12 protein-coding genes, 1 tRNA gene and 1 pseudogene are annotated in these 17,753 nt (G+C 67.2%); 11 read left to right on the top strand and 3 right to left on the bottom strand.

What is annotated here, in order from left to right:
• Positions 1–122: 122 nt before the first annotated feature.
• Positions 123–207, top strand: a tRNA-Leu gene (locus tag AC0VYP_RS01700).
• A gap of 442 nt (positions 208–649) precedes the next feature.
• Here the strand turns inward: AC0VYP_RS01700 and AC0VYP_RS01695 are convergent.
• Entirely contained in the window at positions 650–1,366 is a 717-nt protein-coding gene (locus AC0VYP_RS01695) for an HAD family hydrolase (protein WP_475472172.1), read from the bottom strand.
• Positions 1,367–1,374: 8 nt separating this feature from the next.
• Here AC0VYP_RS01695 and AC0VYP_RS01690 point away from each other — a divergent pair.
• The 3 genes and pseudogenes from AC0VYP_RS01690 to AC0VYP_RS01680 form a co-directional block, all read left to right on the top strand.
• A pseudogene (locus AC0VYP_RS01690) lies at positions 1,375–1,548 on the top strand (helix-turn-helix domain-containing protein); the annotation flags it as partial.
• 394 nt (positions 1,549–1,942) lie between these two features.
• Positions 1,943–2,365, top strand: coding sequence for a hypothetical protein (locus tag AC0VYP_RS01685; RefSeq protein ID WP_475474372.1), 423 nt, complete (start codon positions 1,943–1,945; stop codon positions 2,363–2,365).
• Between the two features lie 401 nt (positions 2,366–2,766).
• On the top strand, positions 2,767–3,915 hold the full coding sequence (locus tag AC0VYP_RS01680; protein WP_475472171.1) for a glutathione-independent formaldehyde dehydrogenase: 1,149 nt from the start codon (positions 2,767–2,769) through the stop codon (positions 3,913–3,915).
• 87 nt (positions 3,916–4,002) lie between these two features.
• Here AC0VYP_RS01680 and AC0VYP_RS01675 read toward each other — a convergent pair whose 3' ends face one another.
• Positions 4,003–4,902 carry a GNAT family N-acetyltransferase gene (locus AC0VYP_RS01675; protein ID WP_475472170.1) on the bottom strand — a complete coding sequence of 300 codons (900 nt, stop codon included), beginning with the start codon at positions 4,900–4,902 and terminating at the stop codon, positions 4,003–4,005.
• Between the two features lie 610 nt (positions 4,903–5,512).
• Here AC0VYP_RS01675 and AC0VYP_RS01670 point away from each other — a divergent pair.
• The 7 genes from AC0VYP_RS01670 (at position 5,513) to AC0VYP_RS01640 (ending at position 16,977) form a co-directional block, all read left to right on the top strand.
• Positions 5,513–9,574 carry an AAA domain-containing protein gene (locus tag AC0VYP_RS01670; RefSeq protein ID WP_475472169.1) on the top strand — a complete coding sequence of 1,354 codons (4,062 nt, stop codon included), beginning with the start codon at positions 5,513–5,515 and terminating at the stop codon, positions 9,572–9,574.
• Complete coding sequence (locus AC0VYP_RS01665) at positions 9,574–10,413, top strand: hypothetical protein (protein WP_475472168.1); 840 nt, start codon at positions 9,574–9,576, stop codon at positions 10,411–10,413. The genes AC0VYP_RS01670 and AC0VYP_RS01665 overlap by 1 nt, the downstream gene beginning before the upstream one ends.
• 229 nt (positions 10,414–10,642) lie before the next feature.
• The gene (locus tag AC0VYP_RS01660) at positions 10,643–11,308 is read left to right on the top strand and encodes a hypothetical protein (RefSeq protein WP_475472167.1); all 666 of its coding nucleotides are present in this window, start codon (positions 10,643–10,645) and stop codon (positions 11,306–11,308) included.
• Between the two features lie 55 nt (positions 11,309–11,363).
• On the top strand, positions 11,364–12,467 hold the full coding sequence (locus AC0VYP_RS01655) for a helix-turn-helix domain-containing protein (RefSeq protein ID WP_475472166.1): 1,104 nt from the start codon (positions 11,364–11,366) through the stop codon (positions 12,465–12,467).
• Between the two features lie 252 nt (positions 12,468–12,719).
• A complete protein-coding gene (locus tag AC0VYP_RS01650) occupies positions 12,720–12,980 on the top strand; it encodes a hypothetical protein (protein ID WP_285762070.1) in 261 nt (86 codons plus the stop codon).
• A 141-nt stretch (positions 12,981–13,121) separates the two neighbouring features.
• The gene (locus tag AC0VYP_RS01645) at positions 13,122–16,430 is read left to right on the top strand and encodes a type ISP restriction/modification enzyme (protein ID WP_475472165.1); all 3,309 of its coding nucleotides are present in this window, start codon (positions 13,122–13,124) and stop codon (positions 16,428–16,430) included.
• 121 nt (positions 16,431–16,551) lie between these two features.
• Positions 16,552–16,977, top strand: coding sequence for a hypothetical protein (locus AC0VYP_RS01640; protein WP_475472164.1), 426 nt, complete (start codon positions 16,552–16,554; stop codon positions 16,975–16,977).
• Positions 16,978–17,290: 313 nt separating this feature from the next.
• Here AC0VYP_RS01640 and AC0VYP_RS01635 read toward each other — a convergent pair whose 3' ends face one another.
• Positions 17,291–17,716 (bottom strand): hypothetical protein, encoded by a 426-nt coding sequence (locus tag AC0VYP_RS01635; protein WP_475472163.1) that lies wholly within the window; start codon positions 17,714–17,716, stop codon positions 17,291–17,293.
• Positions 17,717–17,753 lie beyond the last annotated feature (37 nt).

Raw genomic sequence — 17,753 nt, 5'->3', positions numbered from 1 at the left:
ACCGCGCTCCTCTTGTCTGCTTCCGTTCCCTCCATACTCCCGCCTCGGGCAAATCGATGTACTGGCCACCCCAGAGTTTTGCTATGGTTGACCTGTCCGGCGCTGAGGCGCCGACACCACCTGTCCGGGTGGCGGAATAGGTAGACGCGCTAGCTTGAGGTGCTAGTGCCCGTTAAGGGCATGGGGGTTCAAGTCCCCCCTCGGACACAAATCCTTCCCTCGCGGGAAGCGTTGGTCTTCCGGTGCGGGTCGAGTCTCATCTCGGCCCGCACTTTTTGTTGTGCACCGTCGGACATTACGCCCGCACCCCCGACAGCCCCGTCTTGCCTCTCCACGCCTGCACCACCGAGCCCAGGACGCTGCCGCACCCGACGTGGGTGGTGGCGGTTTCCGGACTGATCCGTTCGGCCGTGCTGTACGGCGGCGAAGATGAGCGCGAAGTACTGGGCCTGCGGTGAGCCGACCGTGTGGACGAGGTGTGGGGACGAGCAACATTACGGAGATTCCGTTTTGTTCCTTCCAGCCATCGGCAGGGTCTGGCGCAGAGCTGGGGAACCCCCCAAACAGGCTGCTTGCGTGAAGCCCTTGGCGGTGTGGTGATGTTCGGCCTGTTTGGCTTCGGTGAGCGTCAAAGAAAGATGCCGCTGCTTCACGAGGATCGAAGACACGCAGAGAGGATGTCGGATATATCTGTCTGATCGAGGGATTCGATCGTGTAGTCGGCTCCCGCACTCTGAAGTTCCTGTACAGGACTCGCCCCTGAGGCGACTCCGACGACACGGACACCTGCGAGGTGTCCGGCCTCAACATCCCGAGGTGTGTCCCCGATGAGAATGATGTCGGAAGCCGGGAAAGCCTCTCCGAGCTTGGCCTCGGACCGCTGGCGTGCGAAACCAACAAGAGCGGACCGGTTCACGTCGTCGTCTCCGTAAGCACCGATGTCGAGGTCGAGCCAATGGTCGAGCCCGAACACGGCAAGCTTGACCTCGGCGGCGCCTCTGGTGTTTCCCGTGAGCACGCTCTGGATGATGTTCGGCTGATGGCTCAGCGTTTCCAGCGTTCGTTCCACCCCGGGCAGAACGCGTCCCCGCGTCCGCAACTCCTCCGCGTGCTGGCGGTAGGCAGCGGCCTGCGCCCGCGCGAAGCGCTCGAAGAGGCCTTCGTCCGGGCACTGTATGCCGTTGAGGTGGAGGGTTTCCTCCAGGAGGACTGGTTCGGTATGGCCCAAGGCCGTGGCCATACCGGCGGACATGGGCTGACCGGTTGCGATTTCGAACGCTTCGGCGAAAACCTTTCGGCCGACACCACTTGTTTCGAGCAAGGTGTGGTCCACGTCCCAGAGCACGAACAGGTGATTGGACATCATGTCTCCGAATGGGGAAGACGTTCGCACTGCGATTGCGATGGCACCGTTCGCGCCAGGGCAAGTCCCGGGCGGTCATAGCTGGGCTTGCTGGGCTGAACCCCGAATACGCCGGTCGGATAGAACGTGAGAACCGCGCTCCGCCGTTTGCCACGGTTGAAGCCCTGGCCACAGCTCTTTGGGTTCCGGTGGCGCAACTCCTCACCGGAACCGGGGAATCCGCTCACCTGCCGACAGAGGACCAGCTCGCCTCGGATCTGCATCATGCCCTCCACACGAGTTCCACAGATAAGGACCAATCGGGGCTTCGACTTTCTGATCTGAGTGAACGTTTCGATCACGCATGGAAGATATGGCAAGGGGCACCAGATCGCTACAGTCGAATCTTTCCTCTCATCGCGCCTTTAATCAGGGGATTTACCCGGTATTGCCCTCAATCCACAGGTTCGGACGACCAGCGTCCGGCCGCCGACGCCTACGGGCTCCTGCGGACCGTGGCACGCAGGACCAACCGTAAGGAACTCGCACTCCCGGCAGCTGACCTGCGAATCCGCGCGGCTGAGCGATCGTGCGATCCCATTGGCTGGCGACAGCTCACTGGAACAGCAGTCACGCCCTCCTCACGCCCTTGGAGAGCACGGCGCGGCGCAGGAGGTTGCGCTCGACGCCCTTTCCCAGGTGTCCTCGACCGAGGACCGTGCCACCGGGGCGATCACCGGTACTTTGCGGCTGACAGCAGCGATGGCCCAGGCCCGCTCAGGGGATAAGTTCACGGCGTTGGAATGGGTCAACGACCGGGCGGCGCCCCTGGCCTTCTCAGGGGAACTGAACCTTGGCGGTGTCGAACGCATTCACCTTGCGCTACTCACCGAAGGTCATGGCGGGACGCATGTGGAGCTTTCCAGCCGCAACCACGCCGACGCCATCGCCTCAAAGGTCCTCAAGCAGGCGGCGGTGGACTTCCCCGACGGCCGAGAAGTCCAGACGCAAGCGGACCACTGAAATCGGTGACGCCCGCCAGACACGGGCGAGGAGGGTCTCGGTGTTGACACGGAACACCGCCTCCGAACCGACCACCAGGAGGCTCCTGCTCACCACTCGAACGCGCCCCGGTCCCCGCCGGGCACCTCTCTTCGGACCGCCGGACGCTTGGGAGATCGGTTCCGCCACCATCCACCGATGGGCAGCCCGCTACCGCACCCGCAGTCGGACCAGAACCACACTTCCAGCTGCTCCCGGTCCGACTCGCTACGGCCCCCGTACCGGCCGACGACGGAACGCCGTTGACGCGGACAGGCACGGGGCTCTACCCCGACTTGGTTTTAGCCTCTCCTGAGGTTCGGTAAGGGATGCGTAACGGGGCGAGAACGCGACTCCGAATCCACCTCGAATGAGGCAGAACCATGAAAGCGCTGGTGTACAACGGTTCCCGGGACGTCGTTGTCAAGGATGTGCCGGACGCGAGGATCGAACGCCCGACGGATGTGCTGGTGCAGGTGACGACCAGCAACATCTGCGGTTCGGACCTGCACATGTACGAAGGCCGCACCGACCTGGAACCAGGCCGGGTACTGGGGCACGAGAACCTCGGGGTGGTCGCGGAGGTCGGCGGCGGCGTCGAGCGGATCCGGGTCGGCGACCGGGTGTGCCTTCCGTTCAACATCAGCTGCGGGTTCTGCCGCAACTGTGAGGACGGGATGACCTCCTACTGTCTGACGACGAACCCCGACCCCGCCGTCGCGGGGGCGGCGTTCGGGTTCGCCGGGATGGGTCCCTACGACGGCGGGCAGGCGGAGTACCTGCGGGTACCGTTCGGCGACTTCAACTGCCTGCGGCTCCCCGAGGACGCCGAGCACAAGGAAGACGACTACGTCATGCTGTCCGACATCTTCCCCACCGGCTGGCACGCCACCCGGTTGGCGGGACTGCGCCCCGGGGATTCCTGCGTCGTCTACGGCGCCGGGCCCGTGGGGCTGATGGCCGCGTACTCCGCGATGCTCCAGGGCGCCTCGAAGGTCATGGTGGTCGACCGCCACCCGGACCGGTTGCGTCTGGCCGAGAAGATGGGGGCGATCCCCGTCAACGACTCCAAGGGCGATCCGGTCGAACAGATCCTCGACCACACCGAGGGCCGGCGCGCGGACTGCGGCTGCGAGTGCGTCGGCTACCAGGCCCACGACCATCGGGGCGACGAGCACCCGGAGATGACCATGAACAACCTGGTCAAGTCGGTGCGGTTCACCGGTGGCATCGGCGTGGTCGGGATCTTCCTGCCCTCCGACCCCGGCTCTCCGAGCGAACTCGAACGCAACGGTCGGATCCCCTTCGACATGGGCTCCTTCTGGTTCCAGGGCCAGCGGATCGGCACCGGTCAGGCACCGGTGAAGGCCTACAACCGCAGGCTGCGCGACCTGATCCACGAGGGCCGTGCCAAACCGTCCTTCATCGTGTCCCACGACCTCCCGTTGCAGCGGGCGCCGGAGGCCTACGAGCACTTCGACAAACGGGACGACGGCTGGACCAAGGTCGTGCTCAAACCCGCCATGGCGTGAGGGGCCGGCCGGGGCTGCCGTCCCGGCGAGGGACGATCGGCGGGTGGCGCACCGAGCTGGTCGGCGTGTCACCCGCCGAGATCGTCGTCAGGTCAGGTCGATGCGTTCCTGTGCCACCGGGTAGCCGGCCCTGGCGAAGGTCGCGGCCATCGGGGTGTTGGTCACGTCCGTGCCCGCCACGATCCGGTTGACGCCCTCGGCCGCCAGCAGGTGCGTGGCCTCGACAAGCAGGTCGTAGGCGTAGCCGTTGCCCCGATGCTCGGGCACCACACCGATATAGCCGATCAGCGGGTCGCCGTAGTTGCGGCTGGGCACGGAGACGCCCACCGGCTCGTCCCCGGCGAAGGCCACGCGCCACCACTCCCGCGGCGAGGGCATCCACAGGAGGTAGTCCATCTCCTGCTGGACGGAGGCCTCCAGACCGGACTCCTCGATGGTCTTGCGCACATGGGCGTCCAGACTCCCGGTGTTGATCCGACGGAACAACTCGAAGAACACCGAGTCGTCGGGCTCGGGGCGAAACCCCAACCGTCCCGGCCGCCGCGGGACACCGCACTCAGGGGTCCAGCGGTAGCGGTAGCGCTCGACCAACGGCCGCAGCCCCGCCGCCCGCGCGGCCGCGACGCGAACGTCGGCCTCCCTCTTGACCTGGGGGTCGTGACGCCATCCCGGCGGGAGCTTCAACGTGTACTGGGTCCGCAACGGCGCTTCGGCCAGCAGCCGCACGGCCGCCTCTGCGTCGGTGAAGTCGAACCAGTCCAGCACCTTGGGCTCGGTGTCCTGGGGCCCGCCCCACCAGGCCGCGCGGGCCACGACCACGCCCTCGCGCAGCGCCACCCAGCTCCAGTCGGGGCGGTACTCACCGGCCGCCGCCATCGACGCGTAGGTGTCACCGAACGCGGCGAAGCCGACCAGGCCGGGGTCGGGCAGGGAGTCGAAAAGAGCGTCCTCGCCGACGCCGAGCGGCCGGATGACGAGATCGGGCACGGGGGTTCCCTCCGGAGGGTGCGAATGGTCCCGGCACACTCCCTGACCGGAAGCGGGGCGTGCGACCGTCTCGGTCAGGTGTTCCCGCGCCGAGCGTTCCGGAACGCGCCGAGGGTCCTCCGGTGCTCACTTGCCGTCCGGCGTACCGGTCTCCCGGAAGCAATCTTTGGTCGCGGTGCCCGCGCCCACCCTGGCCGCATTCGTTGCGCCTGCGCCCCGGAGAGGCGGGGAGCCCGCCACGCTCCATCACTTGGGCGCGAACAGAACGCGCCCTTCAGGACGGCTCAGCTACGGGAGCCGTCCCCGAGCGACACGCCCGCCCCCGGATTGAGACGTTGATTTCAGCAAATTAAGGAAATCCTAAATTTGACAGCAAAAGTTCTGCGGACTCAAAAATCGGACAATCAATTAAAAAATTCACACCAGAAAAGATCTTCCACACGCTAAATCAATGTCCGAAACGATTCCACAAAATAAAAAAGAAGGGGATCGACGATTGCCAACGGCGACTTCTCCTGGGACATTTGAAGGCTCGCCTCGGAACGGTGGGCCCTGAACCGCAATCGAGCAGTTCAGGCGAACCGCTAAGTTCTGGCGGAGGAAACAGCCGATGGCTGGGTACATTAACCAGACGAGAAACGATCTGGTAAGCCGCAAGGCCGACGAGTGGGCCAAAGAACTCATCGACCTCGGATACCGCAACAAACTGTTGAACTTCAAACAGACCAAGACCGCGAGCCTCGATCTGCAAGGTTGCGATCCGAAACACCTCGCAGCGCTGTTCGAGGGGAAGAAGGTCGGCATCCAGTCGCTCTTCCCACGTGAGGAGACGCGCGGCAACGCGACCACCCGCGCACGCTCGCTGCGCCGAAAGGTCCGGGAGTTCAGCGAGGAGCAGGGCGTGGACGTGGGCCGGGTCGCCTACGGCCTGGTGCTCACTCCCGAGGGACAGAAACGCGGTCCGTCCGCCCCCCTCTCCCTGCGGGCGCCGCTGCTCCTGCGCCCGGTGGCCATCGAGGCGAAGGGAACGGCCGAGAGCAGCTTCACTTTCCAGACCACCGGCGACACCGAGGTCAACCAGGTGCTGCTCTACGCGCTCAAGCAGGAGTACGGGGTCAACCTGGAGATCGCGGAGTTCTGCGCCAAGACCGAGCGGATGCTCGACGAGCTCGCCACTCCCGAGGAACAGCTCACCGCGGTCTTCGGGGAACTGGAATCCGCCGCTCTGGGGCGAGGACTGGCGCTGCGCCTCGAACAGTCCGTGGTGATGGGACTGTTCAACTACGAGAAGCTGCCGATGGTACAGGACCTCCAGTCGGCGACCGGACTGCTCGCCGCCAACGACCTCGTCGCGGCGATGGCCGGGGACAAGTCGGCCGCCGAGGCGGTACGCGACAGCGCCGGGGAGTACGCACCCGTCCAGGTGGACGAGATCCGCCCCGCGAACGAGTACCTCGTTCTCGACGCCGACTCCTCCCAGCACCGGGTCATCGACACCGCCCTCGCCTACCAGCACACACTGGTGGAAGGCCCCCCGGGTACCGGCAAGAGCCAGACGATCGCAAACATCATCGCCGGCGCGGTGGCGCATGGGAGGCGCGTCCTGTTCGTCGCCGAGAAGCGCGCCGCGATCGAGGCGGTCACGGCACGACTGTCCGCCGCCGGGCTGGAGAACCTGGTGCTGGACATGCACCGCGCCGGGGACAAGCGGCACGTGGCCCACCAGTTGAACGAGATCCTGGCCCGGGCCTCCCGCGAACAGCCGGTGGACGCCTCCGGGATCCACCGCGCGCTGGAGGAGAACCGGGGCAAGCTCCTCACCCATGCCCGGGAACTCCACGAGAAGCGCGCCCCCTGGGGCATCAGCCTCTACGAGGTCCGCGAGGAACTGCTCCGGATCGACGGTTCCCACGCGTCGCACTGCGTATTTCGGGGACAGCGCCTGTCAACGCTCGACACGTCAACCGCACACCTGGTGGAAGAGGATCTCCAGGCGTTCGTGGAGAGCGACGGCCTGCGCCTGCTGCGCCGGGAGTCACCGTGGGCCCAGGCGTCGGTCACCAGCGAGAAGGACGCCCGCCGCATCCTGGTCCAGTTGGACGAACTGGCCACCGACACGCTCGAACGCAGCGGCGCGGGGATGCGACGTCTGCTCGCCGGTGTCGGGCTGCCGGTTCCCGATGACCTCCCCGGCTGGCAGGCCTCGTTGAAGCTGCTCGACGGGGTGGAGAAGAGCGTCAAGGTCTTCGGCCCCGACGTGTTCTCCGACGAGCTCGACACGCTGTGCGCGGCGACCGCGCCACGCGCGGACCGGGCCCGTTATCCGGACCGGCCGTCCTGGTGGCAGCGCAGGTCCATCGTGCGACGGCTGCGTTCCGGCACCGGGTACGCGAAGAAGACGGAACTGTACAGCGCCCTCGTGAAGGCCGTACGGCAGCGCGACCGGTGGCGCGAGCTGGGCGGGCCCGGCTCACTGCCCGCGACCCCGGACGGGCTCGGGGACGTCACCGCGACCTTCGCGAAACTGCGCAACCAGTTGGCGGCCGTCGCATTGTGCACCGACATCACCGATCTCCATGAGCGTGGTGCCGACGAGATCGGAGCGACGCTGGAAGAGCTGCGCGACGACCAGGGCATGCTGTTCAGGCTTCCCGAACTCAACCAGGCGCGCGACCGGTTCCGCGCCCTGGGGCTCGGCCCGCTCCTGGACGAGATCGCCAAGCGCGGGGCGGCACCCGAGGAGGCGCGGCTGATGTTCCGGCACGCCTGGCTGCGCTCTCTCGACGACGAGTTGAAACTGCGGAGCACGGTACTGCGGGGGTTCTCCGACGCCCAGCAGAACCGGGCGGCGGCGGGGTTCCGTAAGACGGACGTCAACCACCTCCGAACCTCGGCGCGCCGGGTCGGGCACCGTGTCGCGGTCAACCTGCGCAAGGTGCGGGACGAGTACCCCGACCAGGCGGACCTGATCCGCAAGGAGGCGGGGAAGAAGTCGCGGCACCTGCCTCCGCGCAAACTCGTGGAGAAGGCCCCCGATGTGATGCTCACGGCCGCCCCCTGCTGGGCGATGTCCCCGCTGGTGGTGAGCCAGACGCTCCCCGCCCAGCGGCTCTTCGACCTCGTCGTCTTCGACGAGGCCAGCCAGATCCTGCCCCACGACGCGGTCACGTCCATCATGCGCGGCCGACGTCTCGTGGTCGCGGGCGACGAGAAGCAGCTCCCGCCCTCGACGTGGTTCGCGCGACAGCTCGCCGACGAGACGGAGGAGGACGACGACGCCACGAACCTCGGCGACTTCGAGTCGATCCTGGTCACCATGCGCTCGTTCATCCCGCACCAGAACCAGCACCGGCTGCGCTGGCACTACCGCAGCCAGGACGAACGACTGATCGCCTTCTCCAACAAGGAGGTCTACGACAACGACCTGGTGACCTTTCCCGGCGCGAAGCAGGAGAGCCCCCTGCGGCTGGACGTGGTGGACGGCGTGGTCTCCCCCGGGCAGGACGGCTCGTCCCCCGAGGAGGTCGCGCGGGTCGCGGAACTGGTGCTGGAGCACGCCGAGCAGCGTCCCGGGGAGAGCCTCGGGGTGATCACGCTCGGCGAGAAGCACCGGGCGCGGGTGGAGCGCAAGGTCCGCGAGCTACGGGCGGAACGGCACGACCTGGACGGGTTCTTCGCCGAGGACGCCGGCCCCACGAGCCGGTTCTTCGTGAAGAACATCGAGACCGTCCAGGGCGACGAACGCGACGCGATCATCCTGAGCGTCGGGGTGGCGAAGCGGGCCAACGGAACGGTCGCCCGTACCGGGTTCGGCCCCTTGAACCGGGAGAGCGGCCGACGGAGGCTCAACGTCGCGGTGACGCGCGCGAAGAAGCGGATGACGGTGGTCAGCGCGTTCTCCTCCGCCGCGCTCGAACCGTCCGAAGACCCGACGGGGACGGAACTGCTGCGCCGCTACCTGGAGACGGCCGAGAACGGCGGCGATCCCGACGCCGTCGGCCGCCCGACCAGGGTCGAGCCCAACGGGTTCGAGCTGGACATCGAGCGCCGGCTCACCGCTGAGGGGATCGCGGTCCACCCACAGTGGGGGTTCTCCGGCCACCGGATCGACTTCGCGCTCGCCCACCCCGACGAACCCGGCCGGATGGTCCTGGCCGTGGAGGCCGACGGCGACACCTACCACCGGGCGCTGAGCGCGCGGGACCGCGACCGGTTGCGCCAGGAGCACCTGGAGCGGCTGGGGTGGCGCTTCCACCGGGTGTGGGCGTCTGCCTGGTTCGCCGACCCCGAGGGCGAGACAAAGCGGATGGTCGAGGCGTGGCGGGAGGCGGTGGCGGCCTCCAAAGCGGCGGCGGAGACGGCCGCGGCGACACGCCGACGGGGAGCGACGCCTCCGGAGAAGGCGAAACCGCCGGTCCGGCCCCCCGCTCCCCGCAGGGGAAGCCGTCCAGCGGTCCAGGCCGGTCTGAAGGCCGACGAGTACAGCGAGCGCCAGTTGATCGAGGTGTGCCTGTGGCTGCTCAGCGACCGGTTGGAGCTCGACCGGCGGGAACGGGTCGGTCAGGCCCTGGCCGAGCTCGGCTTCCAGCGGCGCGGCCCCAAGATCGCCCCCCGGCTGGAGAGCGCCATGAGGATCGCGCAGGACATCACCGACAAGAAGGAGAAGAACTGATGTTTCCGTTGGACCCCAAGACCGTGGAACGCCTGGCGAAGGTGATCGTCAACATGGACGGCCCCTACGAACGCAAGGGCTGGCAACTGGAGGGGCTCCTGCGCGGGGCCGCCTGGCCCGGGTCCCCCGAGTACGACGGTTCTCCGCGTATCCCCTGGCTGGTCAACGAACTGGAGACGCACCGCGAGGACCGGGCAGCCGTCGAACGCCTGCTGTGCCGGGTGTGCGACCCGCTGGAGTACGACGACGGGCTCTTCGTGGCGAGGGACTTCCAGCAGGCGGTCAACGAGCGGCTGGAACCGGAGGGCCTAGCGATCAGCATCGAGAACGGGCGTCCGGTGCTGGGCGAACTGACCGCCAGCGGCATGGTCCAGCTGTCGGAGCCGCCCGACCTGGAAGGGCGTCTGCGGTCACTCGTCAAAGACGCGAAAACAGCGGAAATGCTGGTTCGGCGGGCACGGGAAACCCGGATCTGCGAGAGCAACGGCGCCTACACCATGGCGATCATCGGCATCGGCAGCCTGATGGAAGGGCTGCTTCTGGCGATCCTGCTGGAACACGGCGGGAAGACGTGGCAGGACGGCCTCGAGAAGCGAGGGGACCGCAGACCGCTCACCGCGGACCGGGTGACCCTGGAGATGCTGATCAACGCGATGCACAAGAAGCAGTTGATCCAGTTGGACGCCAAGGACTTCATGCACAAGGTCCGCGATTTCCGCAACTACATCCACCCCCGCAAGGAACTCGCCGAGCAGCCCGACTTCGACGCCGACAGCGTCGGCCTGTGCTGGGCCCCGGTCCACGCGGTGCTCAACGACCTGGAGCAGCGGCTGGTTTAGCGACACCGGTGCAGAGCTTCTGCACCAGGAAGCGAAACCCCGTCCATCCCTACGGAACCGACAGTCTTGTGCGGCCCGCTGCCGACCGTGAGCGGGCCGCCGGCCCGCCCCCTCCATTCGCCATGAATATCCAGGTGCCCGCTTAACGGCATCTACCCCAAAGTATTCAGTTGAATATTTTTAACCGAAAAATAGGTAAGATTTCTTCAACCGATACCCGGAGGTACGCGTGCTCATCGACCCGTACGGCAGTGACGACCGACTCTCCCGCTTGGGAACGTCGCGTGCCGTCCTGGAAAAAGTCCTGCGCCGCAGCGAGGCAGGGTGGCGACTCGCGACCCCGAGCCATGGTGTGGACGGTCCTGCCCAATACGCATACCGGGAAAGGCTGGCGGCGCTGCGCGAGGAGCAGAAACTTCACTTCCGATGGGAGAACGCCCGCCTCCTGCAGATAGAGGTGACGGTCAATCCGGAGCGGACCGTCGCGATCCAGACCCTGACCGGAAACAGCGACACCGGCACGTCGGCCACCCCCCGGAACAAGCATCCGCGCGGGCCCAACGGACGACGTCTCATCAAAAGCGACAGCGACGACGGACAGCTGCCGCTCTGGGAAGAGGAGTCGTCCGACAACTCGGATTCGGCCGAGTTCTCTCTCGACAGCCATGAAAACCTGGAGGCCTGGGTCTTCCTGGTCCACCGGTTCCAGATTCCCGGAACGGACCGGGTTCTCTGGCATAGTGAGCTGTCGCGTCCCATGCCCCCCGACGACCGGGGCTACATCCTTGGGTGGTACGAACGCATTCCCCTTCCTGCGCTGGAGGTCGGTGCGGTCGCCTTCCCTGAAGACGACGAGGGGCCGGACGGACTCGACATCCCGATCGGCTTTCGCTGACACCACCAAACAAGGTCTGAAGCCCCGCAGACCGCGAGCAACGACAGGACAGCTCATGGTCACGCCGTCACGCATTCGGCTCGCGCGGGAGCGAAGGGGACTCACCCTCGCGCGGCTGGCGCGGACGAGTGGCATCTCCCAACAGAGCCTCTCCGGTTACGAGAACTCCCGCTCGGTTCCCACCGGACCGACCCTGAAAGCGATTGCGTCCGCGCTCGGTTTTCCTTTGTCCTTCTTCACCGCCGAGGAGGTGGAGGAGGTTCCCGCCGACGCGGTGTCCTTCCGTGCCCGCACGAAGACGTCGATGCGCAAGCAGAAAGCCGTACGCTCCCAGGCGGCGTTGGCCGTGGAACTGAACGATTGGCTGGCTGCTCGGTTCACCCTTCCCGAGTCGTCCGTTCCCACCTACGGCAGACCCGGCCCCGAAGCGGCGGCGGAGATGGTCCGCTCACTCTGGGAGCTCGGGGACACCACCGCGCCCAATACCGTCCATCTCCTGGAGGCTCACGGCATCCGGGTGTTCTCCCTGGACACCGAGCATCAGGAAGTTGACGCGTTCAGCTTCTGGCGCGACGCGGTGCCTTTCGTCTTTCTCAACACCGGGAAAAGCGGCGAGCGCGGTCGTTTCGACGCGGCGCACGAACTGGGCCACCTCGTCATGCACGGCCACGAACGCGCCTCCAGCGGACCGGAAGCAGAACGCGAGGCCAACCGGTTCGCCGGTGCTTTCCTGATGCCGCGTGCCGACGTCGTGGCACGGATGCCGATCGGCCCCCAGATCGACCAAATCCTCAAGGCCAAGGGAATCTGGCGGGTGTCGGCCATGGCGCTCACCCACCGTCTGCATGATCTGGAGATGCTCACCGACTGGCAATACGGATCCACCTGTCGCCGACTGACGGAGCTGGGATACCGGTCGGGTGAACCCGACGGAATCAACCGTGAGACCTCGCAGGTGCTGCCCAAGGTCTTCGCGCTGCTGCGACAGAACGGTCAGAGCGCGGCCAGAGTGGCCGCCGAACTGCACATCCCACTTTCCGAACTGAACGCGCTGATGTTCGGGCTGTCCTTCACCGCCCGGACCGGGGCGGGACACGGCAACGAGAACACCCTCACCGCCAAACCCGCGCTCCGCGTCATTCGCGGTTTCGGGTCCTGAGTCCGGCCCCTCCTCCCGTGGCGTTGAAAAACCGCTCGGCAACGCCTCTGTGGACGGATCGTGGCGCCTCGGCGGACAGTGGCCAAGAGCGGCCACCCACCCTCCTCCTCGTTGTCCACAGACGCGGAGTGGCCGAGCACCGGGTGTCACCGGAAGCTTCTATCCTGACTGCGCAATCAGTACGCGCCTCCTCCCCCACCGGCCCCAGGACCGCCCGAGACGCGCCGTGGCACCCGCGACGAGAAGGCGACCATGACCCCGCAAGAGTTCGAGAAGTTCCTCAACGGCCCGGTGCCCGACGCCTCGACGTGCAGGGACGTCCCTGAATCCGCACTGCGTGGCGACGAGTGCGACGTCCAGACGGCTTACGGCGACGGTCCGTCGCTGTACTGCGGCGGCCCCAGAACGGAGGGCTACACCGTATGCCGGTTCCACCTGTTCCAGACGGCCGTTGAAGGCGGTCCGATCAGCGGTCTCGTCCGAAGAAGGGACGGAAACGGCGAGCAACCTTAAAGGAATGCCTCCTGCCGATCAATAGTCGGGGGCCGGGCCGTTTCACGGCGCACCGACGCCGCCTGATTCGCGCATTGACACATGTCCAACCCCGGCCTGGAATAGGCCCTCTCAGCGAAAACCGAGTGATCGGGGTGGCGCGTGGGTTCGGAGTGGGTCGGTTCGGCGGTTTCGGAGTTCGGTTCACAGTGCGCCGCGAAACTCCGGGAGGGGACCGGCCAGCCCGAAGCCGCGCTGCGTGGCCCCGTCGAAAAGCTGCTCCGCACCGCCGGGGAACACCTCGGGCTCGCCGTGATCGCCCACGACGAGGCCCGGCACTCCCCCACCGCAACGCGTCCCGACTTCGCGATCCGGGTGAACGGCGAGGTCGTCGGACACGTCGAACTGAAACGGCCCGGCACGAACCTCGATCCGCAGCGCTTCACCGGCCACAACCGGCGTCAGTGGGAACGGCTCCAGGACCTGCCGAACCTGCTCTACGCCAACGGCACGGCCTGGCGGCTGTACCGGCGCGGCGAGCTGATCGCCGACCTTCGATTCGACGGTGACCTCACCGACCCGTCCGCTGCTCTCGTCCCCCGTGGAACGGACGTAGCGGCGTTCTTCCAAACCTTCCTGGGATGGGCGCCGCCGCCGATCACCACCGCCCGCCACCTGGTCGAGGCAGTCGCGCCCCTGTGCCGCCTCCTGCGGGAATCCGTCCTGGACCAGCTCACGATCGAACAGCGGGCGGTCGCCGCCGGAGCCGACCGCGACGAACAACCGTTCTCGGTGCTCGCGCGCAGTTGGCGCGGGTTGCTGTTCCCCACCGCCGGCGACGAGCTGTTCGCCGACGGATACGCGCAGACCCTCACCTTCGCACTGCTGCTGGCGCGTACCGAGGGCATCGACGTCACGGCGCTCTCCCCGCACCTGGTGGCGCAGCGCCTGGGGGCGAGCAGCACGCACTCGCTCATGGGCCAGGCGTTGAAACTGCTGTCGGAGAGCGCGGTCAACTCCTTCAGGATCACCCTGGACCTGCTGCGGCGCGTGGTGGGAAAGGTCGAGTGGGAGCCCATCTGGGAACGGCGCGACGACGCCTACCTGCACCTCTACGAGTCGTTCCTGAGCGTGTACGACCCGGCGCTGCGCAAGCAGTCCGGGTCGTACTACACCCCGCGCGAGGTCGTGGACACGATGGTCCGCCTGACGGGGGACGTCCTGACCACACGGCTCGGTGCGGCCGAGGGGTACCTGTCGCCGGGGGTGACCACCGTGGACCCGGCCATGGGCACCGGGGCGTTCCTGCACTCGGTCATCGACCACGCCGCCCGCCAGGCCGCCGAGTCCGACGGCCCGGGCGCGGTGGGCGCGGCGATCGGTGACCTGAGCGAACGGCTCGTCGGCTTCGAGATGCAGATGGGGCCCTACACCGTCGCGGAGATGCGCACGGTGGACCTGCTCAAGGGGTACGGCGCCTCCCTCCCAACGAACGGACTCCGCCTGTTCGTCACCAACACCCTGGACGACCCCTACCAGGAGGTGACGGCGCTCCCGGGACTGGCGTCGCTGTCGCGGTCGCACAAGCAGGCGAACAGGGTGAAGGCGCAGACCCCCGTCACGGTGGTGATCGGCAACCCGCCCTACCGGGAACGCGCCGAAGGGGCGGGCGGGTGGGTGGAGAGCGGTTCCCCCCAGACCGGCACCGCCCCGCCCCTGGACCTGTTCCGCGCACCGGGGAACGGGCGGCTGGAGTACGTCCTGAAGAACCTGTACGTCTACTTCTGGGCGTGGGCCGCCTGGAAGGTGTTCGAGGCCCACCCCACGGATCGGCACGGCGTCATCTGCTTCATCACCACCAGCGGATTCCTCAAGGGGCCCGGGTTCAAGGGCATGCGCCGCTACCTTCGGCGGACCTGCTCGGAGGGGTGGATCGTCAACGTCAGCCCCGAGGGGATGCGCCCAGACGTGGCGACCCGGGTGTTTCCCGGTGTGCAGCACCCGCTGGCCGTCGCCGTGTTCGTCAAACGCGCCGACACCGCCCCGGACGTGCCGGCCGCCGTCCGCTACACGAAGGTGACGGGTCGGCGGGAACAGAAGTACGAACAACTCAAGGCGCTGACGCTCGACGGGGACGAATGGCAGGCGGTCCGCACCGGCGCGGACGCGCCCTTCCTTCCCGCCGCCGAATCCGCCTGGGACGACAATCCCGCCCTGGACGACCTGTTCTGCTGGACCACCCCCGGCGTGAAACCGAATCGCACCTGGGTCTACGCACCGCACCCCGACCTCCTCGAACGGCGGTGGCGCGAACTGGTGGCCGCTCCCACGGAAGAAAAACGGAAAGCACTTTTCAAAGAGACCCGTGACCGAACCCTGGAGAGCGTGAAGGAACCGCTCCCGGGAACCGTTCGACGGGACGTACCACTGGGCAGGGACCAGGGCCCGTGCCCCTCCCCCCGTCGTGTTGCCTACCGGTCTTTCGACCGGCAATGGCTCATACCCGACAGCCGCGTCATCGATTTCGCGCGCACGGACCTCTGGGCGGGCGGCCCCAAGGCAGGACAGGTCTTCCTCTCGGAGCAGCACTCGCAGACCATCCGCTCGGGGCCGGGGCTCAGCTTCGCGACTCTGCTTCCCGACATGCACCATTTCAAGGGAAGCGAAGGCGGCCGGGTCCTCCCGCTCCTGCACCCCGACGGCTCCGCCAACCTGGCACCCGGACTGCTCACAGCGCTCTTTGACGCCACCGGCCTGACCATCGCCGCACACGACCTGGCGGCGTACATCGCCGGGGTCGTCGCCCACCCGGCGTTCACCGAGCGGTTCGCCGAGGAACTGGTGACGCCCGGCGTCCGGGTCCCGATCACCGCTTCCCCCGCGCTGTGGGCGAACGCCTGCGCGATCGGACGCGACGCGGTGTGGGCGGCCACCTACGGCACGGCCTTCGTGGACCCGGCCGCCGGACGGCCAAAGGGAAGGATCGGTTTCCCGCCGGGGGACCCGAGGCAGCCCAGGAACCTCTCCCCCATCGGCACCGGCCTCCCCAAAACGGTTTCCTACGCCCCGGCCCCGGACGGACAGGGCCGCGTCCGCATCGGGGAAGGGGAGTTCGGCCCGGTCACCGAGCGCATGTGGTCCTACGACGTGGGCGGCATGAACGTCATCGGCAAGTGGTTCTCCTACCGCAGGGCGAAACCCGGGGGAAAGAAGAGCAGCCCTCTCGACGAGATCCACGTGGAGTCGTGGCCCCGGGAGTGGATCACCGAGTTCAACGAGCTCCTCACCGCGCTGTGCCGCGTCACCGAGTTGGAGACCGCCCAACGCACGCTCCTGGACGAGGTGCTGGCGGGGCCGCTGGTCACTCTCGCCGGACTGCGGGGCAAGGGGGTGCGGTTCCCCGTGTCCGCCAAGGACCGCAAGCCCCGCCACAGCCTCGATTCCGTGAGCCAGGAGGGGATGTTCGGCTGAGCCCCGGAGCCTCACCGCGAACCGCGCATCGGCTTCGGACCGCGACACTTCCGGATCGACGAACGCAGGCGTTAACGTCAACAGCGCAATGAGGAAACCACGACGGAAGAAGCGTCGCACGATGACACGGGAATGGTCACCGACTCTCCCGGCCGGAGGCATCGCCCTGGCCGGGCTGTCGATCGTGGGCGGCGGCAAGGACCTGGAGATGCGCGTCAACCGGCCGGGACGGACCCGGCTGGTGATCCCGCTCTCCGACGCGGGGGTCAGCACCGGGGAGGGGGTGACGCTGGACGTCCGGCGGATCGACGACCGGTCGCTGTCCCTGGTCTACTCCGCTCCCACCGGGCTTCTCCTGACCGACCTGCACGTCCGGTGGGACGAGGACGAGTGGACCATGAGCCTGCACGACGTCCTGGCCACACTGTTCGGCACCGTCCGTCCCGACTCAGGCCCCTCGCCCCGGTTGGACGCGTGCGTCAGGGCAGAGGTCTCCTTGAGCGCGGGCCTCACCGACCGGCGGACCGAAGAGCAGGGACAGGCTTAGGCGCCAACGGGGAAGCCCTTCTGCCCGGACGCGGTCCCGACCTCGTGGAGGAGTGAAGGAACGGCGCGCATCGGCCCAGCGTGTGCGGCCACCAGCTCGAATGGGAAGTCCGCGCACCCACCCGGGGATGGACACCGGATGCCGACCCGCAACCGTGGCCGCGTATCAGCGAAAACCAGCCGCTCCGGGCCACTCACGGCACCATAGGGCGACGTGCGGTGGAACGCCGTACGCACCACGGCCATCGGGAACGGCCGCTTCACGGCCGAGGTGGACGCGGCCTTCGCGGAAGTGCGGCCGCCGGTCTTGACGATCAGGATCGATGCCCGGGGATCGCTGTTCGGAGGTTCGCCATGAGCGAGTTGACGACCGGAGCCCCGATGCCCGTGCGCGTGCGCAACTCGGTGTCGCCGAGCCGCCCCCTCACGATTTCCAGCTCTTCGACGATGGCTTCCAACAGGGGAGCCTCCAACGAGAGAACGACCGACCCGCCGTCCGCCCTCTCCAGGTGAATCGACTCACCGGACCGAAAAACCAGTTCGCGATCACCTTCCTCGGCGGCACCTTCGACCGTCCGGCGGAAAATCCCGCGCAGCCCGGGAAGAATTTCGACCAGTTCTTTCAGATCCGATTCGAAAGATTTTCTTGCCACCTGGTATCCGGAAACATTCGGGGACTCTTTGACGAGGCCGAAGAAAGCAGAAAATCCGTCGGACGTGAGCCGAACCGATGCCTCCACCCCACCCCGCCTCCGGTCGAATTCCTCTCGACTGAGC

Source organism: Nocardiopsis sp. iso_186, from assembly GCF_056173365.1.
The sequence above is the reverse complement of the archived record's forward strand: the minus strand, read 5'-3'. Positions and strand labels throughout refer to the sequence as shown.